The sequence below is a fragment of the Acrocarpospora sp. B8E8 genome (assembly GCF_039871605.1).
In the GTDB taxonomy this organism is placed as follows: Bacteria; Actinomycetota; Actinomycetes; order Streptosporangiales; family Streptosporangiaceae; genus Acrocarpospora; species Acrocarpospora macrocephala.
The window spans coordinates 11,183-34,080 of the sequence record NZ_JBDPLV010000038.1; the positions used below are offsets into that span (position 1 = coordinate 11,183).

General features: G+C 67.4%; 20 protein-coding genes. 12 read left to right on the forward strand and 8 right to left on the reverse strand.

Annotated elements, in window-relative coordinates; genetic code table 11:
* The first annotated feature begins 123 nt into the window (after positions 1 to 123).
* Together ABGB08_RS31245 and ABGB08_RS31250 are read left to right on the forward strand one after the other, a co-directional pair.
* Positions 124 to 2,319 (forward strand): acyl-CoA dehydrogenase, encoded by a 2,196-nt coding sequence (locus ABGB08_RS31245; protein ID WP_347597330.1) that lies wholly within the window; start codon positions 124 to 126, stop codon positions 2,317 to 2,319.
* A 61-nt stretch (positions 2,320 to 2,380) separates the two neighbouring features.
* Entirely contained in the window at positions 2,381 to 3,493 is a 1,113-nt protein-coding gene (locus ABGB08_RS31250) for a nitronate monooxygenase family protein (RefSeq protein ID WP_347597333.1), read from the forward strand.
* Positions 3,494 to 3,513: 20 nt separating this feature from the next.
* Here the strand turns inward: ABGB08_RS31250 and ABGB08_RS31255 are convergent, their stop codons facing one another.
* Positions 3,514 to 3,741, reverse strand: coding sequence for a WD40 repeat domain-containing protein (locus ABGB08_RS31255; protein WP_347597336.1), 228 nt, complete (start codon positions 3,739 to 3,741; stop codon positions 3,514 to 3,516).
* 201 nt (positions 3,742 to 3,942) lie between these two features.
* Here ABGB08_RS31255 and ABGB08_RS31260 point away from each other — a divergent pair, with 201 nt between their 5' ends.
* Positions 3,943 to 5,556, forward strand: coding sequence for a DUF262 domain-containing protein (locus tag ABGB08_RS31260; RefSeq protein WP_347597339.1), 1,614 nt, complete (start codon positions 3,943 to 3,945; stop codon positions 5,554 to 5,556).
* Positions 5,549 to 6,745 carry a type II toxin-antitoxin system HipA family toxin gene (locus tag ABGB08_RS31265; protein WP_347597342.1) on the forward strand — a complete coding sequence of 399 codons (1,197 nt, stop codon included), beginning with the start codon at positions 5,549 to 5,551 and terminating at the stop codon, positions 6,743 to 6,745. The genes ABGB08_RS31260 and ABGB08_RS31265 overlap by 8 nt, the downstream gene beginning before the upstream one ends.
* On the opposite strand, the gene ABGB08_RS31270 is transcribed toward ABGB08_RS31265, so the two are convergent.
* Positions 6,742 to 7,551: a crotonase/enoyl-CoA hydratase family protein gene (locus tag ABGB08_RS31270; protein ID WP_347597345.1), complete on the reverse strand. Its 810-nt coding sequence runs from the start codon at positions 7,549 to 7,551 to the stop codon at positions 6,742 to 6,744. The genes ABGB08_RS31265 and ABGB08_RS31270 overlap by 4 nt on opposite strands.
* A gap of 283 nt (positions 7,552 to 7,834) precedes the next feature.
* Here ABGB08_RS31270 and ABGB08_RS31275 point away from each other — a divergent pair, with 283 nt between their 5' ends.
* The 5 genes from ABGB08_RS31275 to ABGB08_RS31295 all read left to right on the forward strand — a co-directional run bounded on the left by ABGB08_RS31275 (position 7,835) and on the right by ABGB08_RS31295 (position 14,153).
* Entirely contained in the window at positions 7,835 to 9,379 is a 1,545-nt protein-coding gene (locus ABGB08_RS31275) for an acyl-CoA synthetase (RefSeq protein ID WP_347597348.1), read from the forward strand.
* Between the two features lie 120 nt (positions 9,380 to 9,499).
* Positions 9,500 to 10,405 carry an OB-fold domain-containing protein gene (locus tag ABGB08_RS31280; protein WP_347597351.1) on the forward strand — a complete coding sequence of 302 codons (906 nt, stop codon included), beginning with the start codon at positions 9,500 to 9,502 and terminating at the stop codon, positions 10,403 to 10,405.
* Positions 10,405 to 11,406 (forward strand): lipid-transfer protein, encoded by a 1,002-nt coding sequence (locus ABGB08_RS31285; RefSeq protein WP_347597353.1) that lies wholly within the window; start codon positions 10,405 to 10,407, stop codon positions 11,404 to 11,406. The genes ABGB08_RS31280 and ABGB08_RS31285 overlap by 1 nt, the downstream gene beginning before the upstream one ends.
* Positions 11,406 to 12,554, forward strand: coding sequence for a thiolase domain-containing protein (locus ABGB08_RS31290; RefSeq protein WP_155348015.1), 1,149 nt, complete (start codon positions 11,406 to 11,408; stop codon positions 12,552 to 12,554). The genes ABGB08_RS31285 and ABGB08_RS31290 overlap by 1 nt, the downstream gene beginning before the upstream one ends.
* Positions 12,555 to 12,563: 9 nt before the next feature.
* A complete protein-coding gene (locus ABGB08_RS31295; protein WP_347597357.1) occupies positions 12,564 to 14,153 on the forward strand; it encodes an acyl-CoA synthetase in 1,590 nt (529 codons plus the stop codon).
* A gap of 3 nt (positions 14,154 to 14,156) precedes the next feature.
* On the opposite strand, the gene ABGB08_RS31300 is transcribed toward ABGB08_RS31295, so the two are convergent.
* Complete coding sequence (locus ABGB08_RS31300; protein WP_347597360.1) at positions 14,157 to 14,756, reverse strand: LysE family translocator; 600 nt, start codon at positions 14,754 to 14,756, stop codon at positions 14,157 to 14,159.
* Between the two features lie 131 nt (positions 14,757 to 14,887).
* On the opposite strand from ABGB08_RS31300, the gene ABGB08_RS31305 reads away from it, so the two are divergent.
* On the forward strand, positions 14,888 to 15,829 hold the full coding sequence (locus tag ABGB08_RS31305) for a pyridoxal-phosphate dependent enzyme (RefSeq protein ID WP_347597363.1): 942 nt from the start codon (positions 14,888 to 14,890) through the stop codon (positions 15,827 to 15,829).
* 17 nt (positions 15,830 to 15,846) lie between these two features.
* Here the strand turns inward: ABGB08_RS31305 and ABGB08_RS31310 are convergent, their stop codons facing one another.
* Genes ABGB08_RS31310 through ABGB08_RS31325 form a run of 4 tightly spaced genes read right to left on the reverse strand, consistent with a single transcriptional unit; the run spans position 15,847 to position 18,576 of the window.
* The gene (locus ABGB08_RS31310) at positions 15,847 to 16,083 is read right to left on the reverse strand and encodes a hypothetical protein (RefSeq protein ID WP_347597366.1); all 237 of its coding nucleotides are present in this window, start codon (positions 16,081 to 16,083) and stop codon (positions 15,847 to 15,849) included.
* Positions 16,083 to 16,373, reverse strand: a complete 291-nt coding sequence (locus ABGB08_RS31315; RefSeq protein WP_347597557.1) for a type II toxin-antitoxin system Phd/YefM family antitoxin — start codon at positions 16,371 to 16,373, stop codon at positions 16,083 to 16,085. Before ABGB08_RS31315 ends, ABGB08_RS31310 begins: the two co-directional genes overlap by 1 nt.
* A 54-nt stretch (positions 16,374 to 16,427) precedes the next feature.
* Positions 16,428 to 17,213: a VWA domain-containing protein gene (locus tag ABGB08_RS31320; RefSeq protein ID WP_347597369.1), complete on the reverse strand. Its 786-nt coding sequence runs from the start codon at positions 17,211 to 17,213 to the stop codon at positions 16,428 to 16,430.
* A 22-nt stretch (positions 17,214 to 17,235) separates the two neighbouring features.
* Positions 17,236 to 18,576, reverse strand: coding sequence for a M20/M25/M40 family metallo-hydrolase (locus ABGB08_RS31325; protein ID WP_347597372.1), 1,341 nt, complete (start codon positions 18,574 to 18,576; stop codon positions 17,236 to 17,238).
* A gap of 221 nt (positions 18,577 to 18,797) precedes the next feature.
* On the opposite strand from ABGB08_RS31325, the gene ABGB08_RS31330 reads away from it, so the two are divergent.
* Both ABGB08_RS31330 and ald read left to right on the forward strand, forming a co-directional pair.
* Positions 18,798 to 20,177, forward strand: a complete 1,380-nt coding sequence (locus tag ABGB08_RS31330; protein ID WP_347597375.1) for an aspartate aminotransferase family protein — start codon at positions 18,798 to 18,800, stop codon at positions 20,175 to 20,177.
* 183 nt (positions 20,178 to 20,360) lie between these two features.
* Complete coding sequence (gene ald, locus ABGB08_RS31335; RefSeq protein WP_347597378.1) at positions 20,361 to 21,476, forward strand: alanine dehydrogenase; 1,116 nt, start codon at positions 20,361 to 20,363, stop codon at positions 21,474 to 21,476.
* On the opposite strand, the gene ABGB08_RS31340 is transcribed toward ald, so the two are convergent.
* A complete protein-coding gene (locus tag ABGB08_RS31340; RefSeq protein WP_347597381.1) occupies positions 21,473 to 22,873 on the reverse strand; it encodes a tetratricopeptide repeat protein in 1,401 nt (466 codons plus the stop codon). The genes ald and ABGB08_RS31340 overlap by 4 nt on opposite strands.
* Between the last annotated feature and the right edge of the window lie 25 nt (positions 22,874 to 22,898).

Sequence of the window (22,898 nt, forward strand, 5' to 3'; positions counted from 1 at the left end):
GTCTCTCCGGCCGCTCCGCGACCTGCGTTCCTCAGTCCAGACACAGGCGCGGCCGAGACCTAGCCATTCACGAAGCTTCTTCTAGAATATGATTCTGCGCATCGTACGAATGTGGAGGGTCAGATGGCGATCGGGCTGAGCGAGGAGCACGAGGCACTCCGGGAGTCGGTGGCCGGCTGGGCGGATCGTTTCGTCCCGGCCGACGTCGTCCGCCACGCCGTCGGCGCCGAAGCGGAGGAGCGTCCCGCGTTCTGGCCGGCCCTCGCCGACCAGGGACTGCTCGGCCTGCACGTGCCAGAGGAACACGGCGGTTCCGGGTACGGCCTGCTGGAGGCCGCCGTCGCCATCGAAGCCCTGTCCGAGCGGATCGTGCCGGGGCCCATCGTCCCGACCGTTCTGGCCAGCGCGTCGATCTTGGCCGCGGACGGGAAAGCACAGGCGGAGCTGCTGCCCGGCCTCACGGATGGCACCCTGACCGGCGCGGTCGCGCTTGACGGGGAGCTCAGCGGCGTGTGGGCCGATGGCGTGCTGACCGTGTCCGGGTCGGCCGAGCCCGTGCTGGGCGGGACGCTGGCCGACGTGCTGGTGTTGCCGGTGGCCACGGAGCGGGGGCAGGAGTGGGTGGCGATCGACGCCGCGCTCGCCACGGTCACGCCGATCAAGGCGCTCGACCTGACCCGCGGGGTGGCTCGGGTGGAGCTGGCGGCGGTAGCCGTACCGGGCGAAAAAGTGCTGGACGGGCTGGACCTGGCGGCCGTGCGGGAGCTGGCCGCGGTGCTGCTCGGGGCGGACGCGGCCGGGGTCGCGCAGTGGTGCGTGCGGGCGGCGGCGGAGTACGCGAAGGTGCGCGTGCAGTTCGGGCGGCCGATCGGGCAGTTCCAGGGGATCAAGCATAAGTTGTCCCGGATGCTGGTCGCGTTGGAGCAGGCGCGGGCGACCGTGTGGGACGCGACCCGGGCCGAAGGGGAGGAGCGTGCCTTCGCGGCGGCGATCGCCGGGCAGGTCGCCCCGGACGCGGCCGTTCAGTGCGCCAAGGACGCGATCCAGACTTTTGGCGGTATCGGGTACACGTTCGAGCATGACGCGCATCTCTACTTCCGCCGGGCGCTGACGATCCGGGCACTGCTCGGTGTCTCCGCGGAATGGGCTGAGCGGGTGGCTTCGCTGGCTTTGTCCGGTATTTCGCGGGAGATGCGGCTGGAGTTGCCCGAGGACGCCGAACCGCTGCGGGAGCGCATTCGGGGCGAACTCGCGGAAATCGGGGCGCTTGAGGGTGTCGAGCAGAAGCGTGCCCTGGCCGCCGCCGGGTTCGTGATGCCGCATCTGGGCAGGCCGTGGGGGCGCGACGCCAAGCCGCTTGAGCAGATCATCATCCAGCAGGAGCTCAAGGCGGCGGGCATCAAACTGCCTGTGATGATCATCGGTGCGTGGGTGGTGCCGTCCATCGCCACGTACGGCACTGCGGAGCAGCAGGACCGATTCCTCCCCAAGACACTCAGCGGGGAGATCATGTGGTGCCAGCTGTTCTCGGAGCCAGGGGCGGGGTCGGATCTCGCGTCCGTACAGATGAAAGCGGAACGTGTTGAAGGGGGCTGGCGGCTCAACGGACAGAAGACCTGGACGTCGGTGGCGCATGTCGCCGAGTGGGGGATCTGTATCGCGCGGTCGTCCAATGAAGGGCCCAAGCACGATGGCATCACCTATTTTCTCGTCGACATGAAAGCGCCCGGGGTGACCGTTCGCCCGTTGACGGAGATGACCGGGGAGAACCTGTTCAACGAGGTTTTCCTGGACGATGTCTTCATCGGGGACGATCTCGTGGTCGGGGAGGTCAACCAGGGGTGGAAGGTGGCCAGGAACACTCTCTCCAACGAGCGCGTGTCCCTGTCCTCCGGCGCGGGTGGAACCGGTTCTTCTGTGCCCGATCTGCTCGGGCTCGCCGGTCGGCTCGGCCGCGACCTGAACCCGGTGGAACGGCAGACTCTGGCGCAAGTGGTCGCCGAAGGCCATTCCATCAACGCTCTGTCGCTGCGGGTGACGCTCAAGCAGTTGGCGGGCACCGAACCTGGCGCGGACGCCTCGGTGCGCAAGTTGCTGTCCACCTCACATGCGCAGCATGTCGCGGAATGCGCGGTGGATCTGGTCGGATCCGCGGCCGTGACGGCCGCCGACTGGAAGCTGGGCGACGGCGGGTACTGGAACCGCGCCGTCCTCGCCACTCGCGCGATGACGATCTACGGAGGCACCACGGAAGTCCAGCTCAACATCATCGCCGAACGTATGCTCGGCCTTCCCCGCGATCCGGAGCCGGGCAAGTAGAGCAAAGGTTCTAGAGTAGAACGCGTTGCAGTTTTCGTGGTTTGCCTCGTACGGTTAGGGCATGCGAACGCGGGTCACGGACATGTTCGGGATCGAGTTTCCGATTTTCGCCTTCAGCCATTGCCGGGATGTGGTCGCGGCGGTCAGCAGGGCCGGGGGCATGGGAGTGCTCGGGGCGCTCTACTTCACGCCGGAGGAGCTCGAAACCGAGCTGAAGTGGATCGACGAGAACGTCGGGGGCATGCCCTACGGGGTTGACGTGGTCATGCCCGCGTCGTACGAAGGGGCGGATCTTGGGGTGGATTCGCCTGAGGATCTGCTGGGACGGTTGCAGGGGATGATTCCCGCCGGGCATCGGGCCTTTGTGGATGATCTGCTGGAGAAGCACGGCGTTCCTGCTTTGAGCGGGGACGACGCCGGGCGGGGGCTACTCGGGTGGACCGACACGACCGCGCGGCCGCAGGTAGAGGTGGCTCTACGGCATCCGATCGCCCTGCTGGCCAACGCGCTCGGCCCGCCTCCGGCCGACGTGGTCGAGCAGGCGCATGCCGAGGGCGTCAAGGTCGCGGCGCTGGCGTCCACGCCCCGGCACGCGATCAAGCAGGTCGAAGTCGGGGTGGACGTGGTCGTCGCCCAAGGAACCGAGGCAGGCGGTCACACGGGTGAGATCTCCACCATGGTGCTGATCCCGCAGGTCGTGGACGCGGTAGACGTCCCGGTGCTGGCCGCCGGTGGAATCGGCGACGGCCGTCAGATGGCAGCGGGCATGGCCCTCGGCGCCGAGGGCGTCTGGACCGGCTCGATCTGGCTCACCGTCGAGGAAGCCGACACCCCCGAAATGGCCAGACAACGCATCCTCGCCGCCACCTCCCGCGACACCGTCCGCTCCCGCTCCTGGACCGGCAAACCCGCCCGCCTCCTCAAGAACGAGTGGACCGACGCCTGGGAGTCAACAAACTCCCCAGGCACCCTCCCCATGCCCCTGCAGTTCATGCTCGTCTCCGACGCGTTACGTCGCATCGGTCGCTCCGACGCGGCCGAACTGGCCACCTTCCCGGCCGGCCAGATCATCGGCACGATGAACCAGGTCAAGTCCGCCCGGCAAGTCGTGTTCGAAATGGTCGAAGGCTATGTGGAAGCGATGGACCGCCTTGGCCGGATAACAGAGGATTAGCTGCGTGGTTGTATAGCACGTTATCCCAACAGCCAAAACCGCACTGTGGCGTCATAACTGGAGGTCGCCAGCAGTTGGCCTTCGAGATGGAAGGCTACTCCGCTGACGGGCCTGGTGTGTCCGGTGAGGGTTTGCCGATCTGTCGTCCGGTGGCCGGGTTTCACAGTCGTACCGTCTTGTCGCCGCTGGTGGTGCGAGATCGCGGCCGCCGGTCGCGGCGGCGGCGTTGCCACGCGGAGTCGGGGCACGAACTACATCATGGGCGGCGCGAGCCGTGTGGTGATGGGCACCGAACACGGCCGCATCCTGGCCTGAGTCGATCAGATCGGAGACATGGCGAGCGGTCCAGTCGGGGTCTGGTGCGTGATGAGCACTACGATTGGCCGGTGAGCAGGGATCGCATTGTCAAGGTCCATGCACGGCGGACCTGAACGTGCCTGGGGGTGGACATGGCTGCGGTGGTTCGTCTGCAAGCCACCAGTATCCGCCCGAGCGATCTGGTCGGGCTCGCACGTGTCGGCAGGATCAGAATGCCGGTGTTTCAACGTTCCTATCGGTGGGATCGCAGTGATGTCGTCCATCTCTTCGACAGTATTCTGCGTGGCTATCCGATCGGGAACCTGCTGCTCTGGCAGCGTCCGGCGGTCGCGGGGACGGTGGTCATCGGCCATCTGAGCATCGCGGCTCCGGCGGTGGGCGACGCCTATTGGGTGGTGGATGGGCAGCAACGGATCACCAGCCTGGTGGGTGCGCTCTCCGCGACCGAGGAAACGGTTGATCCGCGATTCCGGATCTATTTCGACCTGACGCGCGGTGAATTCGTTTCGCTCTCCCGTCGGACGCCGCCTGGGATTGACCAGGTGCCGGTGGCCGACCTGATCAGCGCCACCCGGATGAATTCCTGGATCCAGGCCCGGCCGCAGTTGGATTCGGAGCAGATCACGCTGGTGTACAGGCTGTACACAGCGGTCGGCGTCTACCGGATCCCGATGTATGTCGTCGGCAGCGAGGATGAGAAGGTAGTTCGAGAGATCTTCGAGCGAGTGAACACCTTCGGCAAACCATTGAGAAGCGCCGAGATCTTCAATGCGCTGCACTCCGTCTCCGCCGAGCAGCGACCCAGCGACCTCTTCACCTTCGCCGCGAGTTTCAAGACACTGGGATTCGGCGGCTTGCCCGAGTCGATTATCAGACAGAGCATCCTGGCCGTCCGCAGCCCAGATATTGACCGCGACTTCGGCACGGCGTTCAAGGACGACGAGGAGACGCACCAGATCTTCGTCGACGCCGAGATCGCGCTCGGATACGTCGTCGACTTCCTTCGCGATGAGGCCGACATCCCGCACATCGAGCTGCTGCCCCGCATCTACCACGTCCCGGTTCTGGTCAGGTTCATGGCGCAGTTCGGCCCGCCTGCGGGGCGCACCGCGGAATTGCTGCGCAGGTGGATCTGGCGAGGCGCGATTCTCGGCTCGGCGGAAAGCGTGACCGCCAGCGTGCAGCGAGGTGCGCGTGCCGTCCACACGGACCCGGTCGCCAGCGCGGGCCGACTCCTCGAACTGCTCCCCGAACGGAAAAAGGGGTCGGGATGGCAGCCAGATCTTTCCCACACGAGAATCAACGCCGCGCAGGCAAAGGTGAACATCCTGGGGCTTCTGTCCAGGAAGCCCAGGCGGCTCGCCATGCATCCCGATAAGATTGGCGAACCGGTTGACATCAATGAGCTCCTCGAATTCGGAGTGCCGCTGGCGCCGATCCTTCCCCCCTCCAACGAACTGAGTCTTGGCATGGCCAACCGCGTTATCAACCCAGGAGAGCCCACGGTCACAGTGGATGAACTGCTGATGAGCCGTGACATTGACGAGCAGATCTTGTTCAGCCAGTGTATGGACGCCGATTCAGTCGAGTTGTTGAGGAGAGGAGACCCGAGCGGATTCCTGCAAAGGCGCGCCACGATAGTGACCAAGGTCATCGCCGACAATGTGCAGCGTCATGCTCTGTTCGGATTTCGTGATGGCCCGGGCGTGAGGGCGCTATTCGATGAGGATGAAGAGCTTGGCTAGCAGCGCGACCGCAGGTGTCTTTCTGGGTGAACGCCGGGTGGGAACGCTCGGCTATCTCGACGGAAACACCTGGTTCGACTACGAGGACATCGCGCCGGAACATCCGGTTTTGGGGCAGGGCTTCGAGTCCAATCCTGAGCGGCGCAGAACGGCGAGCGGTTCGATTCCCAAGTGGTTCGCGAACCTGCTGCCTGAGCCGGGAAGCGGGCTGCGAGATCTGATCAGCCGTGAACTCGGCCGGTCGAGCCCGCACGATTTCCAGGTGCTGCTCTTCCTCGGCGAGGACCTGCCGGGTGCCGTTCGGGTCGTCACAGAATCGGATACCTCCACCATCCCCGAACTGACCAAGGGGGCGGACCGCGACCGGCTTGGGAATGTGCGGTTCTCGCTGGCCGGGGTGCAGGCGAAATTCTCCGTGCGATGGGAGGGTAAAGGTCTGGTGCTGCCGATGTCGGGACAGGGTGGCGACTGGATTGTGAAGCTACCCGATCGACGTTTCCCCGATGTCCCGGCCAATGAGTTCGCCATGCTCAGCTGGGCCAGGCTCGCCGGCGTGGACGTGCCGGAGATCAAGCTGTTCACCGGCGCGGAACTATTCGGCCTGCCCGGCGGGCTGATCGCCGCACACGAATTGGCTTTCGCTGTCCGGCGCTTCGACAGAACGTCCGGAGGCCGCGTTCACCAGGAAGACTTCGCCCAGGTCCGCGAGGTTTCTGTCGACACAAAGTACGACAACGCCACCTACGGCGGGCTGGCCCGGGTCGTCAAAGCAGTGTGCCCGCAGGACATCGACGAGTACATTCGCAGGCTGACCACCATCGTGGTGATTGGCAACCTCGACGCGCACCTGAAGAACTGGACATTGCGCTACCCCGACGGTCGGACCGCACGTCTCTCGCCCGCGTACGACTTCGTCTCCGTTTCCGCCTACAGCGAGTTCAGGACCGAGGAACTAGCCTTCCCGGTGAACGGGGGGAAGATCGCCAAGCTCGTGAGCCTGGACAATTTCCGTCATCTCGCCAACCGTGCCGAACTTGACGTGGAACGGGTCAGTGGCGTTGTGACCCAAACTGTCACGGCTCTTCTGGACACCTGGCCGCAGGTTAAGCGCGACACCCTGGTTCCCGCGTTCGTGCGTGACCACATCGATCACCGCCTCAAGTCATTGCCGCTGGTCACCCGGCGTTAGGCGCCTTCGTAGCGTGGGGGGCGCTTTTCGCGGAAGGCGCGGGAGCCCTCTTTGGCGTCTTCTGAGGCGATTACTGGCCAGCCGAGGTTGTCGGAGATTTTTAGGGCTTCTTCTTCGGGGAGGGCGAGGGTTTCGCGGTAGGTGCGGAGGATGGCTTGGACGGCGAGAGGGCCGGAGGAGGCTATGTCTTCGCCTAGTTCGATGGCTTTGGGGAGGGCTTGGCCGTCGGGGACGATCTGGTTGATCAAGCCCATGCGGTACGCCTCGGGGGCCGTGATGGCGCGGCCGGTGAGGAGGAGGTCCATGGCGAAGGCGTACGGGATTTGGCGGGGGAGGCGGACGGCGCTGCCGCCCATGGGGAAGAGGGCGCGTTTGGCCTCGAAGAGGCCGAGGGTGGCGGATTCGGCGACGACGCGGAGGTCGGTGCCGACGAGGAGTTCGGTGCCGCCGGCTACGGCGTAGCCTTCGATGGCGCTGATGATGGGTTTGGTGGGCATGTCCTCGCGGAGGAGGCCCTTCCAGTGGAAGTTGGGGATTTCGGCGGCGCGCTGGCGGACGCGGTCGTCGGTGGAGGGGGCGCCCATGGCTTTGAGATCGGCGCCCGCGCAGAAGGTGTTGTTCGCGCCGGTGAGGATGCCGACGCGGACGCCGGGTTCGGCGGAGATGTAGGCCCAGGCTTCGGCCATGCCGATGAGCATGTCGGTGGAGAGGGCGTTCCTGGCTTCGGGGCGGTCCATGGTGACGATGACGAGATGGCCGTCGCGTTCCACCCGGCAGTGGGGGGTGCTGATGGGCAGAAGTTCCACGAATGCCTCCTCAGGCAACCAAGCGTAGACAGCCGCCGACCAGACGCAGGCGACCCGCCGTTGCGGCTGTCCAGCTCACGACGCTCCTGTTAGTAGAACCCGTTCTGTCTCGCGGTGGCGACGTCCGCCGCGAGGCGTTCATCCCCGCGGCAGTCGCCTCCGTCCGTGCACGTGGCCATGCGCTTGACCCAAGCGCTTGTTCGACGATGCTCGACCGGGTTAATCTGCCGCAAGGTAGAACAGATTCTCGTTTGTGTTTCCCGCGCGGACAAGGGAGTTCCGGATGGGTTCGCTCGGATTCTGGAGGCTCGCACAGGCCGATCCCGAGTGGATCGCGGCCGTCGATCCGGATGGGACGGAGCATTCGGCGGGTGAGTTGCTGTCCCGGGCCAATCGTCTCGTGCACGGGCTGCGCGAGTTCGGGCTGCGGCCGGGGGATGGCATCTGCGGGCTGGTACCGAACGGGGTGGAGGGTCTCATCCTGTATCTGGCGGCGCTGCAGGCGGGGTGGTATTACACGCCGATCAACTGGCATCTCACCGGTCCGGAGATCGCCTACATCGTGGCCGACAGCGAGGCGAAGGCGTACTTCGTGCATGAACGTTACGCCGAGGAGGGTACGCGCGGCGCGGGGGACCTGGCGCCGGAACGCCGCTTCGCTTTCGGCGCCGTTGACGGTTTCCGCCCGGTCGCGGATCTGATCGAGGGCCGCCCGGACACGCTGCCGCCGGATCGTACGGCAGGCGCGAGCATGCACTACACATCCGGCACGACCGGCAAACCGAAGGGCGTACGCCGCCCGCTCAGCGGTCTGGATCCGGATGAGGGCGCGGAACTGATGACCTTCCTGCTCACCCTGTTCGGCATGACCCCCGGCAGGCCCAACGCCCACCTGGTCACCTCCCCGAACTACCACACCGCCGTCACCCAGTTCGGCGGCACCGCCCTGCACATGGGCCACACCCTCGTCTACATGGACAAGTGGGAAGCCGAAGAGACCCTGCGCCTTTGCGAGCGTTACCGGGTCACCAACTCCCACATGGTCCCCACCCACTTCAAACGGCTGCTTTCCCTCCCCGAAGAGGTCAGGCACCGCTACGACCTCTCCTCGCTGCGCTGGATGATCCACGCCGCCGCGCCGTGCCCTGTCCCGGTCAAGCAGCAGATGCTCGATTGGTGGGGCGATGTCGTGTACGAGTACTACGCGGCCACCGAAGGCGGCGGAACCATCGCCAGCCCGCAGGACTGGAAGAAACATCCAGGAACCGTCGGAAAGGCCTGGCCGATCAGCGAACTCCTCATCGTGGACGAAGAACTCGAAGAGGTCCACACCGGCACACCCGGCACGATCTACATGAAGATGATGGGCCTCCGCTTCGAGTACAAAGGCGACCCCGCCAAAACCGAGGCGAACCGCCTGCGCGACTACTTCACCGTCGGCGACATCGGCTACCTGGACCAGGACGGCTTCCTGTTCCTCTGCGACCGCAAAGCCGACATGATCATCTCCGGCGGAACCAACATCTACCCCGCCGAGATCGAGAACGAACTGCTCATCCACCCCAAAGTCGCCGATGTCGCCGTTTTCGGTATTCCAGATGACGAATGGGGCGAGCAGATCAAGGCCGTCATCGAGGCCGCCCCCGGTGCGACCCCCGGCCCGGAACTCGCCGACGAAATCTTGGGCTCTTTGCAAGGACGCCTGTCCAGGATGAAATGGCCCAAGACAATCGACTTCATCGACGAGATGCCCCGCGAGCCCAATGGCAAGCTGCTCAAACGCAAACTCCGGGCGCCCTACTGGGAAGGCCGTGACCGTGCCATCTGACGTGACCACGCCGGTAAACGGCGGGTCCTGGCGTGAACGCGGATCCTTGCGTGTACGCGGCATCTGGCGTGAATGTAGGTCTGGCGTGAATGCGGCACCCGACGTGAAGGCGCTCCAAACATGACCACGGAATCTGAACTGTCAGCGACCTACGTCCTGGAGTTCCCCGGCGGCTACACCAGGACCACGGGACCGGTGATCGGCCGTTTCCTGACCGAATTGCGCGACGCCCGGATCGTGGGCGTACGGACCGCCGACCAGCGCACCCTCGTCCCCCCGCTGGAATACGACCCCCACACCGGCGACCCGGTAACCGAGGAATTCGTTCAGGTCGGCCCGGCGGGAACGGTCGCCGAATGGGTCTGGGTGCAGGCGCCGCGCAAGAACCACCCTCTCGACCACCCCTTCGCCTGGGCATTGATCAAACTCGACGGCGCCGACACCACCCTGGTGCACGCGGTGGACGCGGACCACAAGAAGGCGATGCGCCCAGGACTCCGCGTGCGCCCCCGCTGGCGCGCCGAACGAATCGGCCAGATCACCGACATCGAATGCTTCGTCCCCGAAGTCACGATGATCGTCTCCCCGGTCCGCGCCGAATACACGATCACACCCGGCCGGGCGCTCACCCGCTTCCTGGAAGGCGTGCGCGACGGCGTCTTCCTCGCGGGACACTGCGCGACCTGCGACAAGGTCTACGTCCCCTACCGCATCTCCTGCCCCGAATGCGGCTCCCTGATCGCGGCGGAACGCCAGGTCTCCGACACCGGGACAATCACCACATTCGCCATCAACAACCTGCCCGACCCCCGCGCCCCCCAGGTGCCCTTCGTCTCCGCGTACATCCTGCTGGACGGCGCCGACACCCCGATGATCGCCCTGGTCGGCGACGTGCCCGCCCACGAGGTACGGCAAGGCATGCGCGTCCGCGCGGTCTGGCTCCCCGAGTCGGAACGCACCCTCGCGATGACCAACATCAAGTGGTTCGCTCCCACCGGAGAGCCCGACGCCGAGCTGGAGAACTGATGCGTGAGGTGGCGATCGTCGCGTTCGCCCAGACCGTGCACACCGACCACGACGCCGGCCTGACCGAACCGGAGCTCCTGCTGCCGGTGATCGAGGAGGTAAGGGTCAAGTCGGGCCTGAAAAGGTTCGGCTTCACCTGCTCGGGCAGCTGCGACTACCTGGCCGGCGCCCCGTTCTCGTTCGTGTCCGCGCTGGACTCGCTGGGCGCCTGGCCGCCGATCTCGGAAAGCCACGTCGAAATGGACGGCGCTTTCGCCCTGTACGAGGCATGGGTCCGCCTCCAGCACGGCGACGTCGACTCCGCCCTCGTGTACGGCTTCGGCAAGACCTCCATGAGCGATCTCCGAGAAATCATGACATTGCAGCTTGATCCATACTATTTAGCCCCATTGGGATTGGATCAGATCTCCTTCGCGGGACTCCAGGCCAGCGCCCGAGGCGCCGATCGCGCCGAGTTGGACGCGATAGTCCGCCGGAGCAGAGCCGACGGACGAGCCAACCCATACGCGCTCAACCTCCCCGACCCCACCGAGGAAGACGACGGCCACGTCGCCCCGATCACCGACGGAGCCGCGGCCGTCGTCCTCGTCGCGGGGGAGCAAATCACGAAATATCCCCGCCCGGCCTACATCACCGGCATCGCCCATCGCATCGAGCCCCACTACCTGGGCATGCGAAACCTCGCCCAATCGACCTCCACCGCCGACGCCGCGACCGCCGCGGGAGTCGGCAAGGGCCCTGTCGACGTGGCCGAACTGCACACCCAATTCAGCCACGAAGAGCCGATCCTGCGCGAAGCCCTCGGACTCCCCGCGGACACCGTGATCAACCCCTCCGGCGGCCCCCTCGCCGCCAACCCCGTCATGGCCACCGGCCTGATCCGCATCGGCGAAGCCGCCCAGCGCGTCCTCGACGGCACCGCCCGCCGCGCCGTCGCGCACGCCACCAGCGGCCCGTGCCTCCAGCACAACCTGGTCGCCGTCCTATCGAGCGAGGTCTGATGGGCAACCGCTGCGCGATCATCGGAATCGGCCAGACCCACTACACGACCAAACGCCGCGACGTCTCCATGGCCGGTCTGGTCCGGGAGGCCGCGCTGCGCGCGCTGGCGGACGCCGGGCTCACCTTCAAGGACATCGACGCCGTCGTGATCGGCAAGGCGCCCGACCTGTTCGAGGGCGTGATGATGCCGGAGGCGTACCTGGCGGACGCGCTCGGGGCGGCGGGCAAGCCGATGACGCGCGTGCACACCGCCGGTTCCGTGGGCGGGTCGACCGCGCTGGTGGGGGCGTCGCTGATTCAGGGCGGGGTGCACGAAAGGGTGCTGGTCGTCGCGTACGAGAAGCAGTCGGAGTCCAATGCGACCTGGGCGCTTTCCACGCATCTGCCGTACAACGCCTCGCTGGTGGTCGGCGCGGGCGGCTATTTCGCGCCGCACATCCGCGAGTACATGCGCCGCTCCGGCGCGCCCGGCCACATCGGCACGCTGGTCGCGGTCAAGGACCGGCAGAACGCGCTGAAGAACCCCTACGCGCACCTGAAGATCCCCGGCATCGACCGGGCCATGGTCGAGTCCACGCCCATGCTCTGGGAGCCGATCCGCTACTTGGAGACCTGCCCGTCCTCGGACGGCGCCTGCGCGATGGTGCTCGCCGCCGAACACGCGGTGACCGGCCGCCCGGCCTGGGTGCACGGTACGGCCATGCGTTCGGAACCGATATTCCGGGCAGGCCGGGACACGGTGAACCCGCAGGGCGGCAAGGACTGCGCCGCCGACGTCTACCGGCAGGCCGGGATCACCGACCCGCGCCGCGAGATCGACGTCGCCGAGGTGTATGTGCCGTTCTCCTGGTATGAGCCGATGTGGCTGGAGAACCTGGGCTTCGCCGCCGAGAACGAAGGCTGGAAGCTGACCGAAGCCGGCTGTACGGCCCTGGACGGCGACACCCCGTGGAACGCCTCCGGCGGCGTGCTCAGCAGCAACCCGATCGGGGCCTCCGGGCTGATCCGGTTCGCTGAGGCGGCGCTCCAGGTGCGCGGGATGGCCGGAGAACACCAGGTCGAGGGCGCCAGGAAAGCCCTCGGACACGCGTACGGCGGAGGCGCGCAGTTCTTCGCCATGTGGATCGTCGGAGCCGACAAGCCCTGAAGGAGTCCCATGGAGTTCAACCATGCCGACCTGTTCGAAGGACTCGCGGACACGATCGGGGACCGCGTCGCCGTCATCTGCGGCGACGAGCGGGTGACGTATGCCGAACTGGACGCGCTGGCGAACCGGCTCGCGCACCATCTGGCCGCCCAGGGGGTGCGGGCGGGGCAACATGTCGGGATTCATCTGTACAACGGGATCGAGTACATCACCGCGATCCTGGCCGCGCTGAAGATCCGGGCGGTGGCGGTGAACGTGAACTACCGCTATGTCGAGGCGGAGTTGCTCTATCTGTACAACGACTCGGACATGGTGGCGCTCATCTACGACGTGGAGTTCGACGAGCGGGTGGCGGCGGTCGTGCCGGGGGTGCCGTTGCTTCGTCACCTGATCGCGGTGGGTGGGGAGTCGCGGGTTCCGGGGGCGGTGCCGTACCGGCGGGCACTGGCGGAATCGTCGGACACGCGCGGGTTCGAGACCCGGTCCGGGCAGGACATTTACATCATTTACACCGGCGGCACGACGGGGATGCCGAAGGGCGTCATGTGGCACGTCGAGGATCTGTTCATGGCGTTCGGGGGTGGGAACCCCTACGGCGCTCCGCTGTCCTCGCCCGAAGCGGTGATCGAGCAGGCCCGTAACTCCGGGCCGATGATCATGATGGCCGCCGCGCCGCTGATGCACGGAGCCGCTCAGATGGGGACGTTCATCTCCTGGTGGATGGGCGGGACCATGGTGTACGTCCCGAAGTTCGACGCCCGCGCGGTGCTCGCGGCGATCGAGCGCGAGAAGGTCTTCACCATCAACATCACCGGCGACGCGATGGCCCAGCCGCTGGCCGACGCGATCGCGACCGGCGAATACGACCTGTCCTCGCTGCTCGTGGTCAGCTCGACCGGCGCGATCCTGACCGGCTCCGTCCGCGACCGTTTACAGGCCCTGCTCCCGAACAAGATGATCATGGACAGTTTCGGCTCCACCGAATCCGGCTACACCGCCTCCGCCGTGTCCGGCTCGTCCCCCGAAACCGGCCTCAAATACCAGCCCAACGCCAACGCGAACATGGCAATCCTGGACGCCGATCTCAAACCCGTCCAGCCTGGTACCGGCGAGATGGGCACCGTGGCGAAAACCGGCCGGATCGCCTTCGCGTACTACAACGACCCCGAGAAGACCGAACAGACCTTCGTCATCGACGCCGACGGCGTGAAGTGGCTGCTGACCGGAGACCTCGCGGTGGTCGAGGAGGACGGCACGATGCGCGTCTTCGGCCGCGGCTCCCAGTGCATCAACACCGGCGGCGAAAAGGTCTTCCCCGAAGAGGTCGAAGCCGTCCTCAAAGGCCACCCCGACGTCTTCGACGCCGTCGTCACCGGCATCCCCGACGACCGCTGGGGCTTCAGCGTGGCCGCAGTGATCGAACCTCGCGACGGAACAACCCCGACAGCAGAAAACCTGGACGCCCACTGCCGCGCGAAACTGTCAGGCTACAAAGTCCCCCGCACCTACGCCTTCGTCGACGAAATGGTGCGCTCGCCCGCCGGCAAGGCCGACTACCGCTGGGCAAAGGAAACCGCCCAAGCCGCCCAGGGCACATAGGAACTACTTACGTCCCTCACCCGTGAGGGCCGCGACCGCCCCGAGCCCCAGGTAGATCACGCCGCTGCCGATGTCGAGGCGGCGCCGTGCCGTGGCCGACCGGCGTATCCGCCCGGCCAGCGACGCGGCGATGAGGACGTAAGTCCCGTCACTCGCCATGCCGAGCACGATCCAGATCGCCCCCAGCAGCACGATCTGAGGCGCGAGCGGCCCCGCCGCCGGATCGGCGAACTGCGGCAGGAAGGCCAGGAAGAAGATCGCCGTCTTCGGGTTGAGCACGTTCACCACGAAACCCTCACCGAACAACCGCGACGAGGAGACCACATCGGGTTCGGCCGCCTCGGGTCCGGGCCGGCTCAGCAGCTTACGAATGCCGAGCCAGATCAGATAGGCCGCGCCGAGGTACTTGACCACCATAAACGCTGTGGCCGACGTCGCCAGCAGCGCGCTGAGCCCCAACGCCGCCGCGACCACATGCACGACGGACCCCGCGTGCACGCCAAGCACAGACACCAACCCCGCGGTACGCCCCTGCGCCACACTCCGCGTCACGATGTAGACCACAGCGGGCCCGGGAACGATGAGCAACGCCAACGTAGCCATGGCGAAAACGGCAAGAGCGGTGATATCCGGCATATCACCAGACGATACGGATAGAACGCCCCGCAAGCATCAGATTTGCCGAGCGGCCTCCGCAGTTGCCGGATCGTAGGCGCGGGCATCAGGGTGTGCCTATGACGGAAATGCGAGACGTGCTCAAAGCTCGGCAGGTTCTGGCCGGCTATCTGCCTGAGACGCCGATGTGGTCCTATCCCGTGCTGAACGCGCTTGCCGGTGCCGAGGTGCATGTCAAGCATGAGAACGTGCAGCCGACCGGGGCGTTCAAGGTTCGAGGTGGGATCACGCTGCTGGCGGGGATGGCCGATCGGGAGCGCGGGGTGGTGGCGTACTCGACGGGGAATCATGCCCAGTCGGTGGCTTATGCGGCGCGGGTGTTCGGGGTGCCCTGTTCGATCGTGATGCCGGAGAATCCGAATCCGGCCAAGGTCGCCGCGGTTGAGGCGCTCGGGGCGAGTGTCGTGGTGGCGGGGGCCACGATGGTCGAGGCGGGGGAGAACGCGCGGGCGCTGGCCGAGGAGGAAGGGCGGCGGCTGGTGAGCCCGGCGGATGAACCGGACATCATCGCGGGTGTGGGGACGCTCTACTACGAGATGCTCACCCGGCAACCTGATCTGGACGTCATTGTCGTGCCCGTGGGCAGCGGGACGGGGGCCGCCGCGGCCTGCGTGGTCGCGCGAGCGTTGGCGCCACGCTGCCAGGTGATCGCGGTGCAGTCCGCCCAAGCTCCGGCAGCCCACGATTCGTGGCGCCTGGGAGAACTCGTCCGCCGACCGATGAAGACCACCGTCGACGGCCTGGCCACCGGATCGGCGTTCGAACTGCCGCAGCGCATCATGCGTGGCGGATTGACCGACTTCGTCCTGATCTCCGATGACGCCTGCCGCGCCGCCCAGCGCGTACTGGCCAGTGACGTGCACACTCTCGCGGAGGGTGCCGGAGCCGCCGCCCTGGCCGTGCTGCTGGCCCGCCCCGCCGATTTCGCGGGCAAGAAGGTCGCCATCGTCTGCAGCGGCGGCAACGCCGGCCCAGCCGAGATCGCGCAATTGGCGTTGTGACGGAGCCCTGCCACTCCTTAGGTGTTGGCCCTGACAATCCACACAGATACGTGATCATCACCGTAGGTGTAGATCACGGTAAACGAGTCGGTGACGATCTCGAAAGCGGTCGGGATCATCCCGTACGGGCGTGCCCCCAAAGGCTCTGGCTCGTCGGGTAGCGCGTAGATCAGCTCCAGCACGGAAGCGCGCAAGAGTTGGGGGAGGCCCAGCACGGCCTGTTCGGCTGACTTGTCCCAGCGGACGGATCTCATCAGGTGCGGTCACCCGGGTAGGGCACACCAAAGTGGGCGTAGGCGTCGGTCACGTTGGCGAAACTGACCATGTCGGCTTCGCCGCGCTCCGCTGCGGCTATGCGCGCCTTGATTTCGGCAACCTCGGCCTCGCGCCGGAGGCGCTGCAACTCGTCGTACTCGGTTTCGCTGATCAGTACGGCGTGTTCGTCGGCCGAGCGGCTGATGCGTACAGGAATGTGCGCGTGAGCGGCCCGGGAGACGAGCGATCCGAGCCGAGAGCGGGCTTCGACGATGCCAAGCTGTTCCATGTCCACATTCAGCAGATTAGCAAGAGTGCTCGATGTGTACAGCATGGCTTCCGGTCAGAAGTTGGAGATCACCGCGGTGAAGATCTGGTCGATGCTGTTGGATTCGCGGGAGTCGTAGGCTGCGGCGTTGGTGGATTGGGAGATTTGCTGGAGGACGGTGAGGTCGGCGTCCTCGCCGTAGGCGATGGTGAACATGCGGACGGTTTCCTGGCCGGGCTCCTTGCGGAGGTCGGGGAGGAGGTCGTCGAGGGCGATGGAGGCCTGGTCCTCGTTTCTGCCGTCGGTGAGGAAGACGACGGCGTTGATCGCGTCGTCGGTGTGGTGGGTGAGGACGTGGCGGTAGGAGGCGAGGGCGGTGTCGTACAGGCCGGTGCCGCCGTTGGGGATCAGGGATTTGATGCGGGCCTTGAGGTCGGGTGCGGTGCCGCGGTTCATGGGGACGAGTTCGCGGTAGTCGCGGGTGCCCCGCTGCTTGGTGGAGAAGATCCAGAGGCCGACGCGGTCGTTGGGGCCGAACTGGGGGAGGGCGTTGATCGCGGCCTGCTTGGCTAGTTCGAGTTTGGTCTTGCCGGTGCCGCTGACCTCGGCGGACATCGAGCCGGAGACGTCCATGACCAGGAGGACGTTGGCGGGTTTGCGGAGGGTGGCCCAGCTGGTCAGGATCTGGTCGAGCACGCCGGGTAGCGGCACGTTCAGCCGGGTCTTGGGTTGCTTCGGATCCAGGCCGTTGGCCGTGGTGATCAGTTTCCCGGGCTTGCCCTGGTAGGACCGGAAGGCGAAGGACGCGAACTCGGCCTGCTGGGCGTCCTCATGGAGATATTTCAGGAAATCGGCCGCCATAAGGACCTGCGTTAGTTGCAGATCACAGTTCCCCGTACGCGGCCAGGAAAAGCGCCTCGGCCGTGGCCGCCCGGCGCAACTCCTCCAGGTCCACCCGCTCGTTCGGCGCGTGAATCGACGCGTTGTCGTCCTCCGCGCCGTACAGCAGGATCTCGGCGGCCGGGAACTGCCGGGCCAGCGTCGAGACGAGCGGGATCGACCCGCCCTGCCCGACCTCCCTGGGCGCCCGCCCGAAGGCGCGCTCCATGGCCCCGTTCAGCGCGGCCCGCGCCCGCCCGCCGGACTCGGCCAGATACCCGGACCCCATCACGTAATCGGAGAACGACACCTGCGCCCCCCACGGCGCCACCTGCCGCAGGTAGTCCATGACATCGTTGAGCGCCGTCTTCGGATCCCCCGTCGGAGGGGTACGGATCGTCACCCGGGCCCGCGCCACCGCCTGCACCGCGTTGATCGCCCCGGACACGGTCGGCACGTCGAGCCCGGTCACCGTCACCGCGTACGACGCCCAGAGCCGGTCGGCCAGCGAGCCGGAACCCACCAGCGACACGCCGTCCAGCACCCCGGCGGTGACCCGGAACTCCTCCTCCGAGGAGGCCTGGCCGCGGAAGGCCCCGCGGGGCAGCCCCGGCACCCGCAGGTCGCCGCTGTCGTCGTGCAGCGCGGTGAGCATGCGCATCAGCGCGGCCAGCGCGTCCGGCGCGGCCCCGCCGAAGGAGCCGCTGTGCACGGCCTCGCCGAGCGTGCGCACCTCGACGGTGAACGCCCCCATGCCACGCAGCGTGCTGGTCAGCGCGGGGTCGCCCACGCGCGGGTTGCCGGCGTCGGCGACCACGATCGCGTCCGCCCTGATCAGGTCGGGGTTGTGCTCGACGAACGCTTCGAGGCGCTCGCCCGCGTACTCCTCCTGGCCCTCCAGGATGACGCGGATGCCCACCGGGAAGCGGCCGTTGAAGGCGCGCAGCGCGGCGACGTGGAGGATGATGCCGGACTTGTCGTCGGCGGCGCCCCGCCCGTAGAGCGCGCCGTCGATCTCGGTCGGCTCGAAGGCGGGGGTGCGCCACAGCGCCGGGTCGCCGGGGGGCTGCACGTCGTAGTGCGCGTACAGCAGGACGGTGGGGGCGCCGGGCGGCGCGGGGGCTTCGGCGTAGATGGCGGGGAAGCTGCCCGCCACCGGGATCTGCCGCACGTCGGGGAGCCCGGCCGAGCGCAGCAGCTCCTCCGCGAGCGCGGCGGCCGCGCGCACGGGCTCCTCGGGATGTCCGGGAAACGCCACGGACGGGATGGATACGAGCCGTTTGAGGTCCTCTACCGCCTGCGGCATGCCCGCGCGGACGGCGTTCTCGATTTCCTCTGGTGCCACGTCAAATCCCTCACTATCTCAACATTCGGTCCGCCCATTGCATCACAACGCTCGCCGGGGGTCGGGGATGCCCAAGAATCTCCTGACGGATTTCGTTGTTGTTACATGTCGATGTCACGGAATCCGAAGCCTTGACAGATTGTCGCCACGTAATCGCTTGGCAAATGCCGAACGGGCGATGCACACTGTGGAGAACTCAGGCCACCCGAGGGAAGTATGAGATGACCAACGCCGAAGACCTGCAGAAGGCCGCCCAGGACCACCTCTGGATGCACTTCACCCGGCACGGCTCCTACGCCGGCGGCGAAGTGCCGATGATCGTCCGGGGCGAAGGCGCCTACATCTACGACATCCACGGCAAGCGCTACCTGGACGGCCTCGCCGGGCTGTTCGTGGTGCAGGTCGGGCACGGCCGGTCCGAACTGGCCGAAGCCGCCGCGAAGCAGGCGCAGGAGCTCGCGTTCTTCCCCCTCTGGTCGTACGCGCATCCCAAGGCCGTCGAGCTGGCCGCGCGGCTGGCCGAAGCCGCCCCCGGCGACCTGAACCGGGTCTTCTTCACCACCGGCGGCGGCGAGGCCGTCGAAACCGCGTGGAAGCTGGCCAAGCAGTACTTCAAGCTGGTCGGCAAGCCCCTCAAGCACAAGGTGATCAGCCGCCAGATCGCCTATCACGGCACCCCGCACGGCGCCCTCTCGATCACCGGCATCCCGCCGTTCAAGCAGGCCTTCGAACCGCTCGTGCCCGGCTCGGTCCGGGTCCCCAACACCAACTACTACCGCGCCGAGGAGATCAGCGGCTTCCCCGGCCTGACCCCCGAGCAGTACGGCCGGTGGGCCGCCGACCGGGTCGCCGCCGCCATCGAGATGGAGGGCCCCGACACGGTGGCCGCCGTCTTCGTCGAGCCGGTGCAGAACGCCGGCGGCTGCTTCCCGCCGCCGCCCGGCTACTTCCAGCGCCTGCGCGAGATCTGCGACCGCTACGACGTGCTCCTCGTCTCCGACGAGGTCATCTGCGCGTACGGCCGGCTCGGCACCATGTTCGGCGGCCAGAAGTTCGGCTACGTGCCCGACATCATCACCTCGGCCAAGGGCCTGACCAGCGGATATTCCCCGCTCGGCGCGATGATCTGCAGCGACAGGCTGTTCGAGCCGTTCGCCACCGGAACCGAGATGTTCGGTCACGGTTTTACCTTCGGCGGGCATCCCGTGTCGTCGGCGGTGGCGCTGGCCAACCTCGATTTGTTCGAGCGGGAAGACCTGCTGGGCCACGTGACCCGCAACGAATCGGTCTTCCGCGGCACCCTCGAACGCCTCCTTGACCTGCCCATAGTTGGAGATGTGCGCGGGTCCGGGTACTTTTGGGGCATTGAACTGGTCAAGGATAAGAACACCAAGGAGACGTTCTCGGCGGACGAGTCCGAGCGGCTGCTCCGCGGCTTCCTCTCCAAGGCCCTGTTCGAAGCCGGTCTCTACTGCCGTGCCGACGACCGCGGCGACCCCGTCATCCAGCTCGCCCCCCCGCTGATTGCCGGGCCCAAGGAGTTCGACGAGATCGAGTCGATCCTGCGTTCCGTCCTGACCGAGGCGTGGGCTCGGCTGTAGTGCAATCAAACCTGGCTAGTGCAATCGAACTGGCTAGGGCAATCAAGCCGGCTGGGCGCGCCTGTGTCTGGACTGAGGAACGCAGGTCGCGAAGCGGCCGGAGTGACGAGGGAAGACGCAGGCTGAAGGCGCCCAGCCCGCCGAGCCGGAGGCTCGGCCATAAACACAGCAAAGGACCTACCAATGAAGATCGGCGTGCCTGCCGAGGTCAAGAACCACGAGTACCGCGTCGCAGCCACCCCGTCGGGTGTGCACGAACTGGTCAAGCATGGTCATGACGTGCACGTTCAGCGCGGGGCGGGGCTTGGTTCGCACATCGGCGACGAGGAGTATCTCGCGGCGGGGGCGAAGATCCTGGACACCGCGGACGAGGTCTGGGGCGAGTCCGAGATGGTGCTCAAGGTCAAGGAGCCCATCGCCGAGGAATACCACCGGCTCCGCAAGGGCCAGATCCTGTTCACCTACCTGCACCTGGCCGCGTCCCGGCCGTGCACGGACGCGCTGCTGGAGAGCGGAACCACCGCCATCGCGTACGAGACCGTGCAGGTGGGCAACACGCTGCCGCTGCTCGCCCCCATGTCGGAGGTGGCCGGACGGCTCGCGCCGCAGGTCGGGGCGTACAACCTGATGCGGTTCAACGGCGGGCGCGGGGTGCTGCCCGGCGGCGTGCCCGGGGTGGCGCCCGCGAAGATCGTGGTGATCGGCGGCGGCGTCTCCGGGCTGCACGCGGCGCAGATCGCGGTCGGCATGGGCGCCGAGGTGACGATCCTGGACGTCAACATCGACCGGCTGCGGTTCATCGACGCCATCTACCAGGGGCGGCTGAAGACGCTGGTCTCCACCGCGTACGCGATCGAGCAGGCCGTGCTCGACGCCGACCTGGTCATCGGCGCGGTGCTGATCCCCGGCGCGAAGGCCCCGACCCTGGTCTCCAACGAGCTCGTCTCCCGGATGAAGCCGGGTTCCGTGCTGGTGGACATCGCCATCGACCAGGGCGGCTGCTTCGAGGACTCGCGGCCGACCACGCACGCGGAACCGACCTTCCCGGTGCACAACTCGATCTTCTACTGCGTCGCGAACATGCCGGGCTCGGTGGCCAACACCTCCACCTACGCGCTGACCAACGCCACCCTGCCGTACGCCCTGAAGCTGGCCAACCTCGGCTGGCAGGCCGCCCTGCTCGGGGACGCCGGGCTCGCGCTCGGGCTCAACGCGCATGAGGGCAGGCTCACCTACGAGCCGGTGGCGGTGGCGCACGCGCTGCCGTACACGACGGTTGCCCAGCTGCTCGCGGCCTAGCTCAGGCCGAGCCGTTTGCGCAGGTCGCGGGCGGTGGCCAGGACGCGTTCGATCTCGGTCGGGGTCGGCCAGGGGGCCGTGCCCGGCCGGATCAGCGTGGCCCGCACCGAGCTCAAGTGCTCCACCGCAGAGGCGTGCATCCCGCTTTTCTCGGTGAGCCACGTGACCGGATCGAGCGGTTCGCGCAGCCGCCGGGTGAGCACGTCCCAGGTGCCGAGGATCTCGGTCAGCTCCGGCACGGTCAGCGTGCTGCCGCCTCGCCGCCCGGACGCGGCCACCGCCAGCTCCGCCCTGGCCGCCAGCTCCGGTTCCGCGCTCCGGTCCCAGCAGGGTTTCGGCGGGGCCGACAGCCACTGCTCGGCCTCGGCGGGCTTGCCGGTGACCGACAGCAGCGTACCCAGCTCCAGCGCCGCCCGGTAGTGCCCGGCCGCCGCGGCCTGCCGGAACCAGTGCTCGCCGCCGTTCAGATCGGCGTGCTCGGCGATCAGCAGCAGCCCGAAGTTGTACGCCGACTCGGCGTCCCCGCTGGCCGCCGCCCGCCCGAACCAGTGGCTGGCCGCGGCCGAATCCTCCAGCTCGACGCAGACGAACCCGGCCATCCGCTGGTCGTCCACCCGCCCGGCCCGGGCCGCCCGCTCGAACCAGGCCCTGGCCGTCCGCAGGTCGCGGCGGGCCAGCGCGATCGCGCCCAGCTGGGACGCCGAACCCGGATGGTCGTGCTGGGCGGCCAGCCGGTAGAGCACCTCGGCGCTCTGCGGGTCGCGGAGCGCGTGCAGCAGCAGGCCCAGATGGTGGGCGGCCTCGGCGTGGCCGCCGCGCGCGGCGAACTCCCACCAGTGCCTGGCCTCGCCTTCCTCGCCCGCCGCGTACCCGAGGAAGCCCAGGTCGTGGGCGGAGGCGAGGTCGCCGGCGAGGGCGGCGCGGCGGTGCCAGCCGCGCGCCTTGCCGAGTTCGCCCGCGTCCTCGCAGAGCAGTGCCAGGCGGCGGGCGGCGCGGCGGGAACCGGCGTTGGCCGCCGTCTCGTACCACCGCCGCGCGCCCGGCGCGTCGCCCTTCTGCTCCAGCAGCAGGGTGGCCAGGTTGACCGCGGCTTCGGCGTCCCCGGTGCCGGCGGCGAGCTCGTACCAGCTGATCGCCTCGTCCAGGGTGCCGTGTTTCTCGTGCCACATGCCGAGGTTGAACGCGCTGTCCACGTTGCCGGCTCCGGCCGCGCGCTCCCACCAGTGGCGGGCGGCGGCGCGGTCGCCGCGCTGCGCGTAGAGGCGGCCGAGCCGGTGGGCAGCCTGGGCATCCCCCGCCTGCGCGTCGGCGAGCAGGTCGGCCTCGCCCTCCCCGGCGCGGTGCTGCCGGGGGATGGGTGGCGGCGGTGCGGTCGCCACCTCTGGCCAGATTGTCATGCCGGACAGGGTGGCACGTGATCGC

Bases quoted from the DNA above. Each gene is read 5' to 3' on its own strand.
- ABGB08_RS31245 (WP_347597330.1), top strand. From the start codon at position 124: ATGGCGATCGGGCTGAGCGAGGAGCACGAGGCACTCCGGGAGTCGGTG.
- ABGB08_RS31250 (WP_347597333.1), top strand. From the start codon at position 2,381: ATGCGAACGCGGGTCACGGACATGTTCGGGATCGAGTTTCCGATTTTC.
- ABGB08_RS31260 (WP_347597339.1), top strand. From the start codon at position 3,943: ATGGCTGCGGTGGTTCGTCTGCAAGCCACCAGTATCCGCCCGAGCGAT.
- ABGB08_RS31275 (WP_347597348.1), top strand. From the start codon at position 7,835: ATGGGTTCGCTCGGATTCTGGAGGCTCGCACAGGCCGATCCCGAGTGG.
- ABGB08_RS31280 (WP_347597351.1), top strand. From the start codon at position 9,500: ATGACCACGGAATCTGAACTGTCAGCGACCTACGTCCTGGAGTTCCCC.
- ABGB08_RS31285 (WP_347597353.1), top strand. From the start codon at position 10,405: ATGCGTGAGGTGGCGATCGTCGCGTTCGCCCAGACCGTGCACACCGAC.
- ABGB08_RS31290 (WP_155348015.1), top strand. From the start codon at position 11,406: ATGGGCAACCGCTGCGCGATCATCGGAATCGGCCAGACCCACTACACG.
- ABGB08_RS31295 (WP_347597357.1), top strand. From the start codon at position 12,564: ATGGAGTTCAACCATGCCGACCTGTTCGAAGGACTCGCGGACACGATC.
- ABGB08_RS31300 (WP_347597360.1), bottom strand. From the start codon at position 14,756: ATGGCTACGTTGGCGTTGCTCATCGTTCCCGGGCCCGCTGTGGTCTAC.
- ABGB08_RS31305 (WP_347597363.1), top strand. From the start codon at position 14,888: ATGACGGAAATGCGAGACGTGCTCAAAGCTCGGCAGGTTCTGGCCGGC.
- ABGB08_RS31310 (WP_347597366.1), bottom strand. From the start codon at position 16,083: ATGAGATCCGTCCGCTGGGACAAGTCAGCCGAACAGGCCGTGCTGGGC.
- ABGB08_RS31315 (WP_347597557.1), bottom strand. From the start codon at position 16,373: ATGGAACAGCTTGGCATCGTCGAAGCCCGCTCTCGGCTCGGATCGCTC.
- ABGB08_RS31320 (WP_347597369.1), bottom strand. From the start codon at position 17,213: ATGGCGGCCGATTTCCTGAAATATCTCCATGAGGACGCCCAGCAGGCC.
- ABGB08_RS31330 (WP_347597375.1), top strand. From the start codon at position 18,798: ATGACCAACGCCGAAGACCTGCAGAAGGCCGCCCAGGACCACCTCTGG.
- ald (WP_347597378.1), top strand. From the start codon at position 20,361: ATGAAGATCGGCGTGCCTGCCGAGGTCAAGAACCACGAGTACCGCGTC.
- ABGB08_RS31340 (WP_347597381.1), bottom strand. From the start codon at position 22,873: ATGACAATCTGGCCAGAGGTGGCGACCGCACCGCCGCCACCCATCCCC.